The 14979-nt window shown below is 67.1% G+C and carries 19 protein-coding genes; 3 read left to right on the forward strand and 16 right to left on the reverse strand.

From position 1 onward, the window contains the following. Positions 1-49: 49 nt before the first annotated feature. Positions 50-394: a DNA-directed RNA polymerase subunit omega gene (gene rpoZ, locus FHT02_RS12155; protein ID WP_184087887.1), complete on the reverse strand. Its 345-nt coding sequence runs from the start codon at positions 392-394 to the stop codon at positions 50-52. Between the two features lie 192 nt (positions 395-586). Between rpoZ and FHT02_RS12160 the strand changes: the two genes are divergently transcribed. Continuing rightward, positions 587-1744 carry a phospholipase D-like domain-containing protein gene (locus FHT02_RS12160; protein ID WP_184087889.1) on the forward strand — a complete coding sequence of 386 codons (1158 nt, stop codon included), beginning with the start codon at positions 587-589 and terminating at the stop codon, positions 1742-1744. A 126-nt stretch (positions 1745-1870) separates the two neighbouring features. Here the strand turns inward: FHT02_RS12160 and FHT02_RS12165 are convergent, their stop codons facing one another. From FHT02_RS12165 to FHT02_RS12180, 4 genes are all read right to left on the reverse strand, one after another. Then, positions 1871-2149, reverse strand: a complete 279-nt coding sequence (locus FHT02_RS12165) for a hypothetical protein (RefSeq protein WP_184087891.1) — start codon at positions 2147-2149, stop codon at positions 1871-1873. A gap of 67 nt (positions 2150-2216) precedes the next feature. Further along, the gene (locus FHT02_RS12170; RefSeq protein WP_184087893.1) at positions 2217-3602 is read right to left on the reverse strand and encodes a UdgX family uracil-DNA binding protein; all 1386 of its coding nucleotides are present in this window, start codon (positions 3600-3602) and stop codon (positions 2217-2219) included. Between the two features lie 146 nt (positions 3603-3748). Next, entirely contained in the window at positions 3749-4225 is a 477-nt protein-coding gene (locus FHT02_RS12175; RefSeq protein WP_184087895.1) for a hemerythrin domain-containing protein, read from the reverse strand. A gap of 71 nt (positions 4226-4296) precedes the next feature. Beyond that, the gene (locus FHT02_RS12180; RefSeq protein WP_184087993.1) at positions 4297-5547 is read right to left on the reverse strand and encodes a putative DNA modification/repair radical SAM protein; all 1251 of its coding nucleotides are present in this window, start codon (positions 5545-5547) and stop codon (positions 4297-4299) included. 78 nt (positions 5548-5625) lie between these two features. Between FHT02_RS12180 and FHT02_RS12185 the strand changes: the two genes are divergently transcribed. Then, positions 5626-6852 (forward strand): hypothetical protein, encoded by a 1227-nt coding sequence (locus FHT02_RS12185; RefSeq protein ID WP_184087897.1) that lies wholly within the window; start codon positions 5626-5628, stop codon positions 6850-6852. A 92-nt stretch (positions 6853-6944) separates the two neighbouring features. Beyond that, positions 6945-7331 carry a PRC-barrel domain-containing protein gene (locus FHT02_RS12190; protein ID WP_246352368.1) on the forward strand — a complete coding sequence of 129 codons (387 nt, stop codon included), beginning with the start codon at positions 6945-6947 and terminating at the stop codon, positions 7329-7331. A gap of 23 nt (positions 7332-7354) precedes the next feature. Here FHT02_RS12190 and FHT02_RS12195 read toward each other — a convergent pair whose 3' ends face one another. The 11 genes from FHT02_RS12195 to FHT02_RS12245 all read right to left on the reverse strand — a co-directional run bounded on the left by FHT02_RS12195 (position 7355) and on the right by FHT02_RS12245 (position 14946). Further along, complete coding sequence (locus FHT02_RS12195; RefSeq protein WP_184087899.1) at positions 7355-7762, reverse strand: hypothetical protein; 408 nt, start codon at positions 7760-7762, stop codon at positions 7355-7357. A 50-nt stretch (positions 7763-7812) separates the two neighbouring features. Next, entirely contained in the window at positions 7813-8352 is a 540-nt protein-coding gene (locus FHT02_RS12200) for a demethoxyubiquinone hydroxylase family protein (RefSeq protein WP_184087901.1), read from the reverse strand. Beyond that, the gene (locus FHT02_RS12205; RefSeq protein ID WP_184087903.1) at positions 8349-8834 is read right to left on the reverse strand and encodes a disulfide bond formation protein B; all 486 of its coding nucleotides are present in this window, start codon (positions 8832-8834) and stop codon (positions 8349-8351) included. Before FHT02_RS12205 ends, FHT02_RS12200 begins: the two co-directional genes overlap by 4 nt. A gap of 3 nt (positions 8835-8837) precedes the next feature. Beyond that, positions 8838-10172, reverse strand: a complete 1335-nt coding sequence (locus tag FHT02_RS12210; RefSeq protein WP_184087905.1) for a S41 family peptidase — start codon at positions 10170-10172, stop codon at positions 8838-8840. Positions 10173-10240: 68 nt separating this feature from the next. Continuing rightward, complete coding sequence (locus FHT02_RS12215) at positions 10241-11407, reverse strand: murein hydrolase activator EnvC family protein (RefSeq protein WP_184087907.1); 1167 nt, start codon at positions 11405-11407, stop codon at positions 10241-10243. Between the two features lie 203 nt (positions 11408-11610). Beyond that, positions 11611-12033, reverse strand: a complete 423-nt coding sequence (locus tag FHT02_RS12220; protein WP_184087909.1) for a 23S rRNA (pseudouridine(1915)-N(3))-methyltransferase RlmH — start codon at positions 12031-12033, stop codon at positions 11611-11613. A gap of 13 nt (positions 12034-12046) precedes the next feature. After that, on the reverse strand, positions 12047-12427 hold the full coding sequence (gene rsfS / locus FHT02_RS12225) for a ribosome silencing factor (protein WP_221239451.1): 381 nt from the start codon (positions 12425-12427) through the stop codon (positions 12047-12049). 9 nt (positions 12428-12436) lie between these two features. Then, the gene (locus FHT02_RS12230) at positions 12437-13096 is read right to left on the reverse strand and encodes a nicotinate-nucleotide adenylyltransferase (RefSeq protein ID WP_184087911.1); all 660 of its coding nucleotides are present in this window, start codon (positions 13094-13096) and stop codon (positions 12437-12439) included. Then, on the reverse strand, positions 13093-13380 hold the full coding sequence (locus FHT02_RS12235) for a type II toxin-antitoxin system RelE/ParE family toxin (protein WP_184087913.1): 288 nt from the start codon (positions 13378-13380) through the stop codon (positions 13093-13095). Before FHT02_RS12235 ends, FHT02_RS12230 begins: the two co-directional genes overlap by 4 nt. Next, on the reverse strand, positions 13380-13655 hold the full coding sequence (locus tag FHT02_RS12240; protein WP_184087915.1) for a ribbon-helix-helix protein, CopG family: 276 nt from the start codon (positions 13653-13655) through the stop codon (positions 13380-13382). The genes FHT02_RS12235 and FHT02_RS12240 overlap by 1 nt, the downstream gene beginning before the upstream one ends. Before the next feature lie 31 nt (positions 13656-13686). Continuing rightward, positions 13687-14946 (reverse strand): glutamate-5-semialdehyde dehydrogenase, encoded by a 1260-nt coding sequence (locus FHT02_RS12245; RefSeq protein WP_184087917.1) that lies wholly within the window; start codon positions 14944-14946, stop codon positions 13687-13689. Positions 14947-14979: the final 33 nt, after the last annotated feature.

Consider the following 14979-nt stretch of genomic DNA (forward strand, 5'->3'; position numbering starts at 1 on the left):
CTCCGGATCGCTCCGGAGCCCCTTTGAAATCGTGTAAACCGCGAAAGTCTCAGCCTTCGTAATCGGCACCCAGATTCTGGTTGCGCGGCGGGGCGGCGGCGGTGAGACGGAGCGCCTCGGCCTGGGCCGACAGCGAGCCGACTTCGTCGGGTGCTTCCTCGTCGTCGATCTGCACGCGCTGCAGGCTCGACACCACGGCTTCTTCCAGATGGTCCGGACGCACGGTCTCTTCTGCGATCTCGCGCAGCGCAACCACGGGGTTCTTGTCACGGTCGCGGTCGAGCGTCAGCTCGGCGCCGCCGGAGATCTGACGCGCACGCTGCGCGGCGAACAACACCAGGTCGAAACGGTTGGGGATCTTGTCGACGCAATCCTCGACGGTGACGCGCGCCATTGAACGCTTCCTTGGTCTAGTTGTCCGGAAAGGTCGGGGACATAGCCAGCATGTGCCGGATTGTCAAGGAAATCGGCCATTCCCCAGGGCCGGTGAACCCTTCCGCGCCTTGGCGGCATGCTTGCGCCATGCCCGTCGCGACACGCAGGTCCCTGCCTTGCTCCCGTCAAACAAGCCGCGCATGACGCGGCCATGTCCGTGACCAGCCAACCCAGCTTCACCGTCGACGGCAATCGGCTGAGGCTGATCACCGAAGGGCCCGAGCGCCTCGCGGTCTTGCTCGACCTGATCCATTCGGCACGGCGCACGCTGCGTGTTCTGTACTATATCTATGTCGACGATGAAGCCGGGGCGGCGGTGCGCCATGCGCTGATCAGCGCGGCGGGACGCGGCGTGCAAGTCCAACTCATCGTCGACGGTCTGGGCAGCGAGCCGGCCGCCAGCAATGACTTTTTCGAACCGCTGCGCGCCGCGGGCGTGGAGACATGTCGCTTTGTGCCCCGCCTGGGCCGACGCTATTTGATGCGCAATCACCAGAAGCTCGCGCTTGCCGACGAGGAACGGGTGCTCATCGGTGGCTTCAACATCGAGGACGATTATTTCGAGACGGCAGAGCAGGCGGGCTGGCGCGATCTCGGCTTGATGGTCGAAGGACCCGCCGCCGCGCGGCTGGTTGGTTATTTCGACGCGCTGGCGGATTGGACCCGCCGCCCGCGCGCGTCGATGCGCTCGCTGGCCCGCACGCTTAATCGTTGGAGTGAGCCGCTCGGCACGACGCGCTGGCTGCTGGGCGGGCCAATGCAGCGATTGTCGCCCTGGGCGCGGGTGGTCAAACGCGACATGCAGCGCGCCCGCACCATCGACTTGATCGCCGCCTATTTCGCGCCGAGCCCCGCGATGCTGCGCCGGGTCGACAAGGCCGGGCGGCGCGGGCGCGTTCGGCTGGTGCTGCCCTCGAAACTCGATCACGGCGCCGCGATCTGGGCGGCGCGCTTCACTTATGCCGGGCTGTTGCGCAAAAAGGTCGAAATCTACGAATATCAGCCGACTAAGCTGCACACGAAATTGTTCGTGATCGACGAGGTCGTCCATATCGGCTCGGCCAATTTCGACATCCGTTCGATGTTTCTGAACCTGGAACTGATGTTCCGCATCGCCGATCCGACGTTTGCCGCCCATGTCCGCAGCTATGTCGATGGCGAGGTCGCGCGATCGGAGCGGATCACGCCCGAACTCTACAAGGCGCGTACTGGCCCCTGGACCCGCGTGAAGCAGTTCGGCGCCTATTTCGTCATGGCCGTGCTCGACTATAACGTCACTCGTCGCCTGAACTTCGGCCCAAGAAAGTAAAATCCTTCCCGGCACGGGGAGGGGGTCATGCGAAGCATGCCAGGAGGACCGCACACGAAAAACCCCGCGGGCCGGCGGCCGCGCGGGGTCTCAAAAGCCAGTCCGCCGGAACCCCGGCGGACGCGCTTACATCTGGTTGGCCGCCTGCTGCTCGACGCGGGCGTCGTCATTGTCGTCGGCCTTCTCGGCCAGGTCATGGCCGTTCTCGCGAACCGCGTCGGCATGATCTTCCAGCGCGTCTTCGGCCTGCTCGTTCTGCGAGTTGTCGGCCTGCGCCTCCAGCGTATCCGCCTGATTTTCGGCGGCGGCTTCGATGTTGTCGGCGGCCTTGTCATCGGCATTGCCGCCGCATGCACCCAATGCCAGCAGGCCCGCGGCAGCTGCCGCCTTCATCACGAACGTCATCGTCACCCTTTCAGGTCGTTGCACCAGCGGTACCAAGCGCCGGAAACTAACCTAAGTTCCACACGGCTCACCGCAACGATGCCGCGGCGCCCTTCAGATCCTCGACGAAGGCCGCGAATTCATCCTCCACGCGGGACTTGTCCGGCATGCGCAGCAGGAAGCTGGGATGGATGGTGATCCAGCCGCGGCCACCATCGGGCAGGTCGATCGCGCGGCCGCGCTCGCGGCTGATCGTTACGGTCTTGCCCAGCATCTGCCGCGCCGCAGTCGCTCCCAGCGCGACCGTCATCTCGGGTCGCACGATCAGGCGTTCCTGCTCGTACCACCATCGGCATGCGCTGATCTCGCCGGCGTCGGGCTTGGAATGGATGCGCCGCTTGCCCCGCGGCTCGAACTTGAAGTGCTTGACCGCGTTGGTGACGTACACGGTGCGGCGGTCGATCCCCGCCTGCGTCACCGCACGATCGAACATCTGGCCGGCCGGGCCGACGAACGGCTTGCCCGCCAGATCCTCTTGGTCGCCGGGTTGCTCCCCGACGAACATCAGCCGCGCATCCACTGGGCCTTCGCCGAACACCGTCTGCGTAGCGTGCTGATACAGATGGCAGCGGGTGCAGTGCATCGCCTCATCGCGCAACGCGGCCCAGGCCGCCTGACTGTTGCTCCCCGCTGGGGTCGCTTGCGCCGTTTCCACCATCGCCGTCTCCCGTGCCCGCGCGCCTGCGATCAGGTCTTTGACCAGCGCCGTTTCAGGCATGTTCTTCCAGTATTTGCGCGGCATCTCCTTCAACATCGCCCCCGTCTTCAGGCGGGCGGGATTGAAGATCGACGCGTAATAGGTCTTCCAGACCTCCTCGATCGGATCGCCCTCGGGCGCATCCGCCTTAGTCGCGGGCGGCCCCTCCTGGAGCGTGTCGCCGTCCCAGTGCAGCGAGAGCTCGGGCGTCAGGATCGACCAGCGCATGTTGGTGAAGCGATCGACAAAGAAGCGGGCGTTGGCGCGCACGATATGATGCTCGGGCTCGAACCACGCGACGAAGCGCGTGCCGCCATCCGCTTCGGTCTCGCGGAAGCGGACGAATGCGCGCATCTTGTGAACGTCGCGCCGCACGGCCTTAGCCATTTCTTCGAGTCGCCGCACCAGCGGGTCCGCGCGATCTTCGATCCGCTTGGGCTGATCGATCAGCCCGGTCAGCAGCGTGTAGAGCAGCGCGAACCGCTGCGGATCGGCGTGCAGGATCGCGGTCTGGGCCAAGTCGACAAACGCGCGTGAGACTCGGAACGGGGCGGGGGCGGCAGGCGCCAGCACCGCCTCGTCGCCGAACAGGTCGACCGGTGCGTCGCCCACCTGCCACACGAGTTCGGACGCCGGCACCCGCGCCTGCACCAGCGCCCGCGCGGCATCGCGCCAGCCCTCGAAATCGTCCTCGTCGGCGAGGCTTACGACGCGCACCTTACCTCCCCTCCCTAAAAGGAAGAGGCCGGTGGGGGCCGCCAAAGGCGGCTCGCGTGGGACGCGCTGGAACGCGCCTGCGCCGCGGACTCACCCCTAGCCCCTCCCTTGCAGGGAGGGGGACGACCCTAGCAGACGGCCGCCAATCACTCGCGCTCGTCGCCCGGCTTGTGCTCCTCCGCCCGCTCGAGCTCGGCGGGCTTGCGCTCCTCGAACTTCTCGCCAAGCGCTTCCTCGACCTCGGCCGACAGATGCTCGTCGGCGGTGGGGAACATCTCTTCCTCTTCCTCGTCGATATGATGCTCGTAGCGGTGGCGCATCTCGGCAAACTTGTCGTCCCAATCCGAGCTGCCGAACTCGAGGTCGAGCAACTCGCCGAGATAATCATCGACTTCCTTATGCTCGGACACCGAATGTCTCGCGTCCTCGCGCAGATCGGGGTCGCCGAGCATCGTCGCGTACAGCGACTCCTCTTCGGCCGCGGCATGCGCCTGCAAGTCCAGCCGCAGCGTCTCGAATGCCTCGCGGCGGGGTCCGTCGGTGCCGGGATGATCGCCCACGCGCTTCAGCAATGCGCGCTGGCGATCATGGTCCGCTTTCAGCACTTCGTAGATATTGGCCATGTCGAAACTCCTTCGCGCACCCAACGGCGCGCGCGAACGCATGTTTCTCCTGCGAATCGTTCGCTCAGGAATCAGGCGGCAAACAGCTCCAACTGTTCGCGCTTGGGCGCCACCAACGGGCGCAGCTCGGCCTTGTCGGCCAGCGTCACCGGCCGCCAATCCTCGGCGATCAGGAACGGCCGCACCTTGGCCACCGATGCGGTCAGCCGCGTCACATCCGCCAACCGCAGCCGCCGCCAGCGCCGCGTCGCCAGGATCGCGTCGACTGCCTTTACGCCCAGTCCCGGCACGCGCAGCAGCGCCTCGCGCGGGGCACGGTTGACGTCGACGGGGAAGCGGTCGCGGAACTTGAGCGCCCAGGCAAGCTTTGGATCGATATCGAGCGGCAGCATGCCAGTGGTCGCATCCGCCGCCGCCGCGACCTCGCCGGGTTGATAATCATAGAAGCGCATCAACCAGTCCGACTGGTACAGCCGGTGCTCGCGCATCAGCGGCGGGCGCTGAAGCGGCAGCACCGCGCTGGCGTCAGGGATCGGGCTGAACGCCGAATAATAGACGCGGCGCAGGTTGAAGCGGCCATACAGCCCCGCCGCGCGGCCGATGATGTCACCATCGGTCGCGGCGTCCGCGCCAACGATCATCTGCGTCGACTGGCCTGCCGGCGCATAGCGCGGTGCCGATTTGTAGCGTTTCTTCGCATCGGTGCCGTCGTCGATCGCCGTGCGCACGTCCTGCATCGCGCCTTCGATTTGTGGCGCCGACTTTTCCGGCGCCAGCCGCGTCAGCCCGGCGACGGTGGGCAGCTCAACATTGATCGACACGCGGTCGGCATACAGGCCCGCCTGATGCACCAGCTCGGGATCGGCGTCCGGGATTGTCTTCAGGTGGATATAGCCGCGAAAATCATGTTCCTCGCGCAGCAGCTTGGCCACCCGCACGATCTGCTCCATCGTGTAGTTGGACGAAGCGATGATGCCAGAGGAGAGGAACAGCCCCTCGATATAGTTGCGCCGATAGAAGCTCAGCGTCAGGTCGACCACTTCCTCGGGCGTGAACCGTGCGCGGCGCACGTTCGAACTCTTGCGGTTGATGCAATAATGGCAGTCGAAGATGCAGCTGTTGGTCAACAGGATCTTGAGCAGGCTGATGCAGCGGCCGTCGGGCGCATAAGCGTGGCAGATGCCCATGCCCTCGGTCGATCCCAGCCCCTTTCCGCCTTTGTCGGACTTGCGCTTGGACGTGCCGGACGACGCGCACGACGCGTCGTACTTGGCGGCATCCGCCAGAATCGCGAGCTTGGAGCGGACGTCCAACTGGGCCATGCGTTCCATTTATGTTCTTGAGACCGCGAAGTCCAGAGCAAGTGGACGCGCTTGGCCGCAGCCGGTAAGCGGCCTGCCATGAACCAGGACGACGCACGGCTGGATTGGCGCGCCGCGTCGCTGTGGATCGCCTTCGTGCTCACCTGTTTCGCCGGCTGGTCGTTCAAGAGCCACTGCATGCCCGGTGGCTGGCGCGACGCCGAGCAATATACCACCGGCTGCTATAGCGACGTGGTTCCCTTCTGGTTCGGGCGCGAAGTGGCGCAGGGCAAGATCCCCTATGTCCAGACGCGCATGGAATATCCGGTGCTTACCGGCGCGCAGATCTGGGCCGAAGGGGCGCTCACCCGCACCCTGTTCGGCCGCAAGGCGCATGACGGCCAGTTCCTTGCGATCGTCACGCTCGCCAACGCGCTGCTCGCCGCGCTGATCCTGCGCATGTTTCTGGCGGCCGGTGTGGAGCGTCGCCGGCTATGGGCGTGGGCGGCGGCACCGCCGCTGATCCTGTATCTCGGCCATAATTGGGACCTGGCCGCCGCCGCGCTGGCGGTTGTCGCGATGATGTTCGCCCGGGCCGGTCGCCTCGTTCCTGCCGCCAGCGCCGCGGCGCTTGGAGCCGCCGCCAAGCTGTTCCCCGCGCTCGCCCTGCCGCTGATCGGATTGCAGGCGCTGTTCGGGCGCGGCGGATGGCGCGCGCGCCTGGTCCGCGCCGCCATCGTCACCGCCGCCGCGATCGCCGCCTGGGGTGCGGTGAACCTGCCCGTCGCGCTGCTCGCCCCCGGCAATTGGAGCGAGTTCTACCGCTTCTCGCAGGAGCGCACCGGGACTGCCGGCGCCACCTGGGACCTGCTTGCCAACACTGGCCTGTGGGTCACCTGGCTCGATCAGCGCAATTTCTACGCCACTGCGCTGTTCTTCGCCGGCTTCGCGCTGATCGTCGCGATCGGCTGGCGCCGCCACCGCGACCATCTCTGGGTGCTGTTCACGCCGGTGCTCGCCTGGTTCATGCTCACCAACAAGGTGTATTCGCCGCAATTCGACCTGTGGCTGTACCCGATGCTGTTGCTGACTGCGCCGCGCCTCCTGCCGGTGGCGTTGTTCGCGCTTGGCGACGTCGCCGCCTATTTCGCCGAATTCTGGTTCTTCGCCGGCATGGAGGGTGCCTGGCCCGCCACCACCCCCATGCACATCGCCTATGCCGCAGGCTTCCGGGGGGCGGCGATGCTGTGGATCATCGCCGATTGCGTGCTCCGCCGCGCCCCGCACTGGACCGGTTCGGAGCCTTCCCTGCGCGCACAGCCATAGCGCGCAAACTCAAATCGGCGCATACTCGCACCGTGCGGGGAGTCGCTGGGGCGACGGGCGGGCAAAGTCGTGGGGGGCAGTGGAGGCTTACCATGATGGACACGCATGTCGCACCGCTTGCCGACGCACCAGAGGGCATCGACCCCGTGCAGCGGCTCATCTCATCCAAACGGATCGAAGGCACGCCGGTGTTCGACCGCTACGGCAAGAAAATTGGCGCCATCCATTCGGTGATGATCGAAAAGGTGAGCGGCCAGGCGACGCACGCGGTTCTCACCTTTGGCGGGTTTCTCGGGCTAGGAACGCGCGCCTATCCGATCCCCTGGCCGATGCTGACCTATGACAGCAAGGAACGCGGATACTGCCTCGACCTCAAGCGTGAGGATGTCGAGGACGCGCCGTACATGACGCTCGATCGGGCCGACCGGCCCCAGCTGACGCAGGAGCCCGCCTACCGCCACTGGGACGAGTATCTGTGACCGGCCAAAGCCGGCCTGGCCGGTCAGGGTAGCGGCAGGTCAGTCTGCGCTTCGCGGCGCGCCTTTGACTCGGCCTTGGCCTGGCGCGCCTGGCGTACGAAGCAGCCGGTGCCGCCGCCCGCGCCCACGGGGGAGCAACTGCCGGTGCCGAATGCGCCTTCTTCCAGCGCGCCTTGCGAGCGCACGGCCCAGCTTTCGGTCTGCTGCGGCGGGCCGGGCTGTTCGCGCAGCGTCTTGGGAATGCGGAAGCGTTCGGATTCATCCAGGCGACGGCAGATCACCACTTCCTCGCCGTTGGAATTGGTCGGGCACTTGTCCTCGCCATAGATCACCAGGACGCCGTTCTGCGCGGCATTTTGCGCCTGCACGGCCGTGGGAGCCGCCATCGGCGCGGCGGCAACCGCCGCGAAAAGGGCAATGCGCTTCAGCATGATCTACTCCTTCGAACCGGTCTTGCCCGGTTAACGCTTAACCGCGCCTGTCATATCCGTTTCGACACTGCAATGGCGACGCGGCACCCCATCCGGATCAGGCCGGACAGCACCGGATAGCCCAACGCAGTCTCCGCGCCGTGATCCAACGCGGTGTCGCGATGTTCCAGCTCCTCGGCCTGGAACTTCAGCACGGCCGTGCGCAGCTCGGGATCGTCGTCGTCGCGCGTCAGCTCGTCGACCTGCTGCTGGTAGTGCTTGTCGATTTCGGTCTCCACCGCGGCGGTGCATGCCATCGCCGCCGAAGGCCCCATCGCCGCCGTCACTGCGCCCAGCGCGAACCCCGCCACATTCCAGAAAGGCTGCAACGCCGTCGGCCGGATGCCGCGCCGCGCCAGCATCGCGTCAAAGAACGCGCGGTGTTCTTCCTCCTGCAACGCCATGCCGTTGATCATTCGCGCCATCGGCGTGCGGTCGCCCATGATCGCCAGCTGCCCGGCATAGATGCGCGTCGCGCCATATTCGCCGGCCTGGTCGACCCGCACCATCATGTCGCGCGTTTCGCGCTTGTCTCCGGGCTTCCAGCTCATGCGCGCGGCCTCCTTGCCGCCAGGATGAAGATCAGCACCGCCCCGCCCAGCGACAGGATCGCATTATACCCTGCCAGGCTGATCCCGAACAACGACCATTGCGGCACGTCGCAACGGATCATCGGCTTGCCGAGCGCTTCTTGCAGCATCGCCATCGGATCGCTGCCATGTGCCAGACTGGTGGTGCAGGCAGTGATGCCCTGCCACCAATGATATTCCACACCGGCATGGAACACCCCGATGCCGCCGCTCACCGCCACCAGCACGGCCGCGAACAGCACGAACAGCATCTGTACCGGGCGCGGCCGCACGACGAAGCTCAACGCCGCGACGATCATCGCGGCATAATGCGGCCAGCGCTGCCAATGGCACATCTCGCACGGCACCAGCCCGAACAGCTGAGATCCCCATGCCCCGGCGAGCAGCGCCGCGGGCAGGAGCAATGCGATCCAGCGCGCGGTGTGCAATCCGTCCCTGCGCATGCCTCAGCGGCCCTTGGACGCGACCTGGCCGGCCTTGCTGCCGGTGCGCGACACGGTCTGGATCGCATAATGCAGCTGGAAGTCCTCGATGCCCTGCTTCTTCAGCGCCTCGGGCGTTGCCGAAAAGCGCGGGTCGATGCGGGCGTCGTCCTCCAGCACGGAATCGTCGACTTTGTCCTGGTTGATCAGGTGGCGGCGCAGATCGGCTTCGCGCAGCACCGGCCGCGTCTTGTAATCGGGGTCGGAGATCTGCGGCACCAGCAGGTCGGGCTTGATCCCGCCTTCCTGCACCGAATGGCCCGAGGGCGTATAATAGCGGGCCGTCGTAAGCCGCAGCGCGGCGTGCTCGCCCATGGGCAGAATGGTCTGCACCGATCCCTTACCGAAGCTGCGTGTGCCCATCACCAGTGCGCGGTGATGGTCCTGCAACGCGCCCGCGACGATCTCCGATGCCGAAGCCGTGCCCGCATCCACCAGCACCACCAGCGGCAGCCCGGCGGTCAAGTCGCCCGGCACCATGCTCTCGGCATAATAACGCTCGATATCGCTCGCCGCACGCCCGCGCTGCGACACGATCTCGCCGTGGCTCAGGAATACGTCTGAAACCGCGATCGCCTCGCTCAACAACCCGCCGCCATTGGCGCGAAGGTCGATGACATAGCCCGACGGCTTATGCCCCAGCTGCTTGTCGATGGCCTGGATCGCCTTCACCGTGTCCGCGCCGGTCTGCGCGGTGAAGGTGTTGATGTTGATGATGCCGACACCGTTCTTCACTTCCCACTTCACCGGCTTCTGCACGATCACTTCGCGCGTCAGGGTGAATTGCAGCGGCTTGTCCGCGCCCGGGCGGATGATCGTCATCGCGATCTTGCTGCCGGGCTGCCCACGCATCTGCTGCACCGCTTCGTCCAGGCTGCCGCCGACGATGAACTTGCCGTCGATATGGGTGATGTAGTCGCCCGGCTTGATCCCCGCGCGCGCGGCCGGCGTGTCTTCGGTCGGGGCGATCACCTTGACCGCGCCGTCTTCCTCGGTCACCGTCAGCCCCAGCCCGCCATAATTGCCCTGGGTCTGGATCTGGAGATTGTCATATTCCAGCCCGTCGGCATAGCTGCTGTGCGGATCCAGCGAGGCGAGCATCCCCTGGATCGCGCCCTCCATCAGCTTCTTGTCGTCGACCTTGTCGACATAGTTCGCCTTCACCTGAGTCAGCACGGCCATGAAGGTGTCGAGCTCGCGATAGCTGCCGGTATCCACACCGGCCATTGCGCCCGAAGCTATGGGGACCAGCGCCAGCGCGCCCACGGCGGCAGTCACCTGAAGAAACGAACGCAGCATCGACACGAACTTTCAGTTCTGGGGATTTTCCCGGATATGGGGAAGGATAGCGGCCTTTTCACGGCCTGTCAGTCGAGCAATTGTACCAGGTCCACTGGCGTTCCCCGCCGCCGCAGCTCCACCGTTACGCGCGGTTCCTCGCCCCCGCCCGCGCGGCCGACCGGCGCGCCCTGCGCCACATGCTGCCCGACTCGTACCGCCACTGCGCCCAATCCCGCGAGCAGCGAGGTCCAGCCATTGCCGTGGTCCAGGATGATCACGCCGCCATAGCCGCGAAACGGCCCGGCATAGGCCACGCGCCCCGCCGCGGGCGCCCGCACGCCGGCATGTGCTGCGCAGGCGAGCGTCAGCCCGCGCGCGCGCACGCCGGTGGCCGACAATTCGCCAAAGCCGGTCGCCAGCCGTCCCCACACCGGCAGCAGATAGGGCCGTCCCCCCGGCGCTCGCGCGGCAAGCGTATCCCGCGCCGAGGGGCGGGGCAGGGGCCCTTCCAGTCCGGCGAGCGATGCGCGCACTTCGGCGGCGCTGCCCGCGCTGTCCATCTGGTCGGCGATCTCGCGGGCGCGCTCGCCCATTGCGATCGCCCGGTCGCTTTCCACCAGCGCCGTGCGGCCCAGCGCCTGTGAGCGCAGGCGATGCTCGGCCCCCAGCTGTACCAGCGCCAGCCGCTCGTCCTCCAGCCGTGCCCGGCTCTGCTGCAAGCGGGTGGCGGCGCTGCCGGCGGTCGCGCGCAACTGGCTCACCCGCTGCAACTCCGCGCGCACCCCGGCGGTACGCGCCTCCACCAGCGGCAACGCGGCGCCCAGGGCGGCACGGACATGCACCATGTCGGTGGTCGAGCCCGGCTGGATCAGTGCCAGGATCGGCGGCCGCCGCGCCATGGATTGCAGCGCGGCGAGCAGCTTCAGGATCGGGCTCTGCTGCGCGCGAAGGCCGGCGCGCTGCGCGGCAAGCAGCCGGTCGACGATCGCGATCCGCGCATCGGCAGCGGCGATGTCGGCCTCTGCCGCGCGAATTCGCTCATTGGCTGCCGCTTCTTCTGCCCTGGCCTGCGCGGCGCGGTCGCCTTCGGCAGCGGCGGCGCGCTCCAGTGCCTGCGCGCGCCCCCGCGCGGCGGAAGCCTCGGCGGAAGCGGACCTGAGCCGCACCTGCTGATCCCCCAGGCTTGGCGCCTGCGCGCCCGCCAGGCTGCCGGTCGCCAAAATCGCGGCGAGTGCCACCGGCACGAGGATCATGCGCCGCCCTTCGACTCCCCTCCCTTTCAGGGAGGGGCTAGGGGTCGGTGCGCGCGTCTGCGCGCTCAAAAGAGCGCCTGAAGCGGGGACAGCAAAGCGCCACCCGGGGCATCGAGCCTCGGCCGGCGATAACCCCACCTCTTGATCCGCTCCCTTCCAGGAAAGGGAAGAAGCGTCGACGCTCTGTGGGTCCGACACCCCCATCACCCTTCCCGGTGATACGGATGGCCCGCCAGGATCGAACTCGCCCGCCACAATTGTTCGGCCAGCATCGCACGCGCCATCATGTGCGGCCAGGTCGCCTTGCCGAACGATAACAGCATGTGCGCCTCGCTCCGCTGCGCATCGTCGAACCCGTCGGCGGCGCCGATCAGGAAACGCGTCTCGCGGATACCATCGTCGCGCCAGCGGCCCAGCCGCTCGGCCAGCGTTTTGGAAGGCAGGTTCTCGCCCTTTTCATCCAGCATCACGATGCGGGTGGCGGGCTCGACCGGCGGCAGCTTGCCGCCGGTATCGGGAAGCTCGGTGACGCGGGTAGGCCAGCCGACGCGCTTCAGATAGCGCTCGACCAGTTCGGCCTCGGGCGACCGGCCGATGCGCCCCCGCGCCACGATGTGGAGCAGCATCGGTCGCTGACGCTCAGGCCTGGGCGGCGGGCGCAGTGTCTCCGAACGCCCACATCCGCTCCAGATTGTAGAAGGTGCGGACTTCGGGGCGGAACAGGTGGACGATCACGTCGCCGGCATCGATCAGCACCCAATCGGCGGTGGCCAGGCCCTCGATGCGGGGGCTGCGGCCGAACTCGGCCTTGATCTTCTCGCCCAGCTTGGCGGCCATCGACGCGACCTGACGCGTGGATCGGCCGCTTGCAACGACCATGTAATCGGCGATGCTCGACTTGCCGGCGAGCGGGATCGAAACGGTCTCAACCGCCTGATCGTCCTCCAGCGAGTCTAGGATCAGCTTGTGCAGCGCATCGGCGTCGTCGGCGATCGCCTGCACATGGGGGGTAGTTGCCAAGATAGCTCCTTAAGGTTGCAACACGCCTGTGCTGACGCTTGGTGTCGGCACGGGCGAAATCGATATGGTGTCTCGATTGCCGCCCGGAAAGTGCCGGTGCCAGGCGGGATCGACAGCCCGAAGGCTTGTCGCTGAAGTCGGATCGGGGCGAAAGCGCAGCAACACGAGGGCCGGCAATCTCCAACACGTCCAATTCTTTGCCTGGCCTGCGGGCCGCACAGCGCGCCGCAGCCAACTCATCGCAGGACTTGCGTGAGCCCGTGCAGTATAGCCCGGGCGCGCAACAACCGCAATCGGAACCGTGCGTGCGATCGTGCGCCATGCGCGCCAGCGATGGAATTGCGCCAGATTGTCCTCGCCCATCAGCCAGACGAAGCGGTGCTGCGGATATCGCCGCACCAGCTTGGCAAGCGTGTCGGCGGTGTAGCGGGTGCCCAACTCGGCTTCGATCGCGGTGGGCCGGATGGGAGTATGCCGGGCGACGTGCCGCGCGGAAGCGAGCCGCGCCGCCAGCGGCGCCATGCCCGCTTCAGGCTTCAACGGATTGCCGGGCGATACCAGCCACCACACTTCGTCCAGCCCCAATGCCCGCATCGCGTTCAGCGAGACCCGCCGATGCCCCCCATGTGCCGGATTGAACGAGCCACCCAGAAGCCCGATGCGTTTCACAAGCGCCCCGCGAGCAATTGTGCACCGTGCAGCACGCGCAGGATCGGGACATGGCCGGCCGCTATTGGATAGAAGATCAGATATTGCGTGCCCGGAACGCGCCAGCGCCGCCGCCCGGCACTTTGGGTCGCTTGCCCGGCGCGCGGGAGTTCGGACAGCAGGCGCGCTGCTCTGACGATCCGTTCCGCAAGATCAACGGCGATCGACGGATCGACCCTTTGGTAGTAGCTGGCGATGCGCTTGAGGTCGGCTTGGGCAAGTAACGCCCAACGAATGTCCAGCACTAAGCCGCCGGGTCGCGACGCAAGCCGGCGATCCAATCCTCCACATCCTCCTGCTTCGCGAATGCGCCGTCGTCGATCTGCCGTTCGGCTTCTGCAAGCGAGGCGAGCAGCGCCGTCTCGGTCAGCGTGACGCTCTCCGCTTGATGCCCGGCGACTAGCCGGATCGCCTCGGCGGCAAGATCCGCAACGCTGCGCCCTTGCGCCGCCGCCAATTGCTCCACCACCGCCAGGGTATCCGCATCGACATAGGCCGTAATGGCAGCGGGCTTGTTCATGGCCGTAAGCTACGCCGCGCGCGGCGTCGCTTCAAGGCCGCGCCTGGCCGGTGCCGCGCACGATCCATTTATAGGTCGTAAGCCCTTCCAACGCCACGGGCCCGCGCGCGTGCAGCCGCCCGGTGGAAATGCCGATCTCGGCGCCCAGCCCGAACTCGCCACCATCGGCGAACTGGGTGGAGGCGTTCCACATCACGATCGCGCTATCCACCTGCGCCAGGAACCGTTCGGCCACCGCCGCGTCCCGCGTCACGATCGCGTCGGTATGTCCCGATCCATGCCGACCGATATGGGCCATCGCTTCGTCGGGCCCATCAACCAGCTTCACCGCCAGCACTGCGTCGAGATATTCGGTGTCCCAATCCGCGTCCGCCACGGCCACCGTGCGCGGCTCGACCGCCTGCACTTCGCCATCGCCGCGCAGTTCGCACCCGGCCTCGGCAAGCGCGGCCAGCACCGCCGCCGTGCCGCCAAAGCCGCGATCGACCAACAGTGTCTCGGTCGCCCCGCAAATCCCCGTCCGACGCATCTTCGCATTCAGCGCCAGCTCGCGCGCCATCGCCGGATCGGCGGCGGCGTGGAGGTAGGTGTGGTTCAAACCGTCGAGATGCGCCAGCACCGGCACCCGCGCCTCGGCCTGCACCCGCGCCACCAGTCCCTTGCCTCCGCGTGGCACCACCATGTCGATCAAGCCCGCGGCCCCAAGCATCGCGCCCACTGCCGCGCGGTCGGTCACCGGCACCAGCTGCACGGCATCCGTCGGCATGCCGCCCGCCGCCAACCCTTCGACCAGGGCGGCATGTACCGCCCGGTTGCTGCGGATCGCCTCGGATCCGCCGCGCAGGATCGCGGCATTGCCCGCCATTGCACACAGCGCGCCGGCGTCGGCGGTCACGTTGGGCCGGCTTTCATAGATGATGCCGATCACGCCGATCGGCACGCGCACCCGGCTCAGCGCCAGCCCGTTGGGCCGTTCCACGCGCTCAATCACTGCGCCCACTGGATCCGTCAGCGCGGCCACCGCCGCGACGCCGTCGGCCATCGCCGCGATCCGGCCGGCGTCGAGCTTCAGCCGGTCGAGCATCGCGCCCGACAGCCCCGCCGCCTGTGCCGCGGCGACATCCTGCGCGTTGGCCGCCTGGATCGTGTCCGCGGCATCGCGCAGCGCCTGCGCCCCGGCCCGCAGCGCGGCGCTTTTGGCCTCGCTGGGCATCGCGGCAAGCAGCCGTGCGGCGGTTCGCGCCCGCGCACTCATGTCGGCGATCAGATTTCGACTATCGGCTTCGGCCATGCCGCTTGCTAGCATGCCCGCGGGGAAACGGAA

Source organism: Sphingomonas xinjiangensis (assembly GCF_014199255.1).
GTDB lineage: Bacteria > Pseudomonadota > Alphaproteobacteria > Sphingomonadales > Sphingomonadaceae > Sphingomonas > Sphingomonas xinjiangensis.

Bases quoted from the DNA above. Each gene is read 5' to 3' on its own strand.
- rpoZ (WP_184087887.1), bottom strand. From the start codon at position 394: ATGGCGCGCGTCACCGTCGAGGATTGCGTCGACAAGATCCCCAACCGT.
- FHT02_RS12160 (WP_184087889.1), top strand. From the start codon at position 587: ATGTCCGTGACCAGCCAACCCAGCTTCACCGTCGACGGCAATCGGCTG.
- FHT02_RS12165 (WP_184087891.1), bottom strand. From the start codon at position 2,149: ATGACGTTCGTGATGAAGGCGGCAGCTGCCGCGGGCCTGCTGGCATTG.
- FHT02_RS12175 (WP_184087895.1), bottom strand. From the start codon at position 4,225: ATGGCCAATATCTACGAAGTGCTGAAAGCGGACCATGATCGCCAGCGC.
- FHT02_RS12180 (WP_184087993.1), bottom strand. From the start codon at position 5,547: ATGGCCCAGTTGGACGTCCGCTCCAAGCTCGCGATTCTGGCGGATGCC.
- FHT02_RS12185 (WP_184087897.1), top strand. From the start codon at position 5,626: ATGAACCAGGACGACGCACGGCTGGATTGGCGCGCCGCGTCGCTGTGG.
- FHT02_RS12190 (WP_246352368.1), top strand. From the start codon at position 6,945: ATGATGGACACGCATGTCGCACCGCTTGCCGACGCACCAGAGGGCATC.
- FHT02_RS12195 (WP_184087899.1), bottom strand. From the start codon at position 7,762: ATGCTGAAGCGCATTGCCCTTTTCGCGGCGGTTGCCGCCGCGCCGATG.
- FHT02_RS12200 (WP_184087901.1), bottom strand. From the start codon at position 8,352: ATGAGCTGGAAGCCCGGAGACAAGCGCGAAACGCGCGACATGATGGTG.
- FHT02_RS12205 (WP_184087903.1), bottom strand. From the start codon at position 8,834: ATGCGCAGGGACGGATTGCACACCGCGCGCTGGATCGCATTGCTCCTG.
- FHT02_RS12210 (WP_184087905.1), bottom strand. From the start codon at position 10,172: ATGCTGCGTTCGTTTCTTCAGGTGACTGCCGCCGTGGGCGCGCTGGCG.
- FHT02_RS12215 (WP_184087907.1), bottom strand. From the start codon at position 11,407: ATGATCCTCGTGCCGGTGGCACTCGCCGCGATTTTGGCGACCGGCAGC.
- FHT02_RS12220 (WP_184087909.1), bottom strand. From the start codon at position 12,033: ATGCTGCTCCACATCGTGGCGCGGGGGCGCATCGGCCGGTCGCCCGAG.
- FHT02_RS12240 (WP_184087915.1), bottom strand. From the start codon at position 13,655: ATGAACAAGCCCGCTGCCATTACGGCCTATGTCGATGCGGATACCCTG.
- FHT02_RS12245 (WP_184087917.1), bottom strand. From the start codon at position 14,946: ATGGCCGAAGCCGATAGTCGAAATCTGATCGCCGACATGAGTGCGCGG.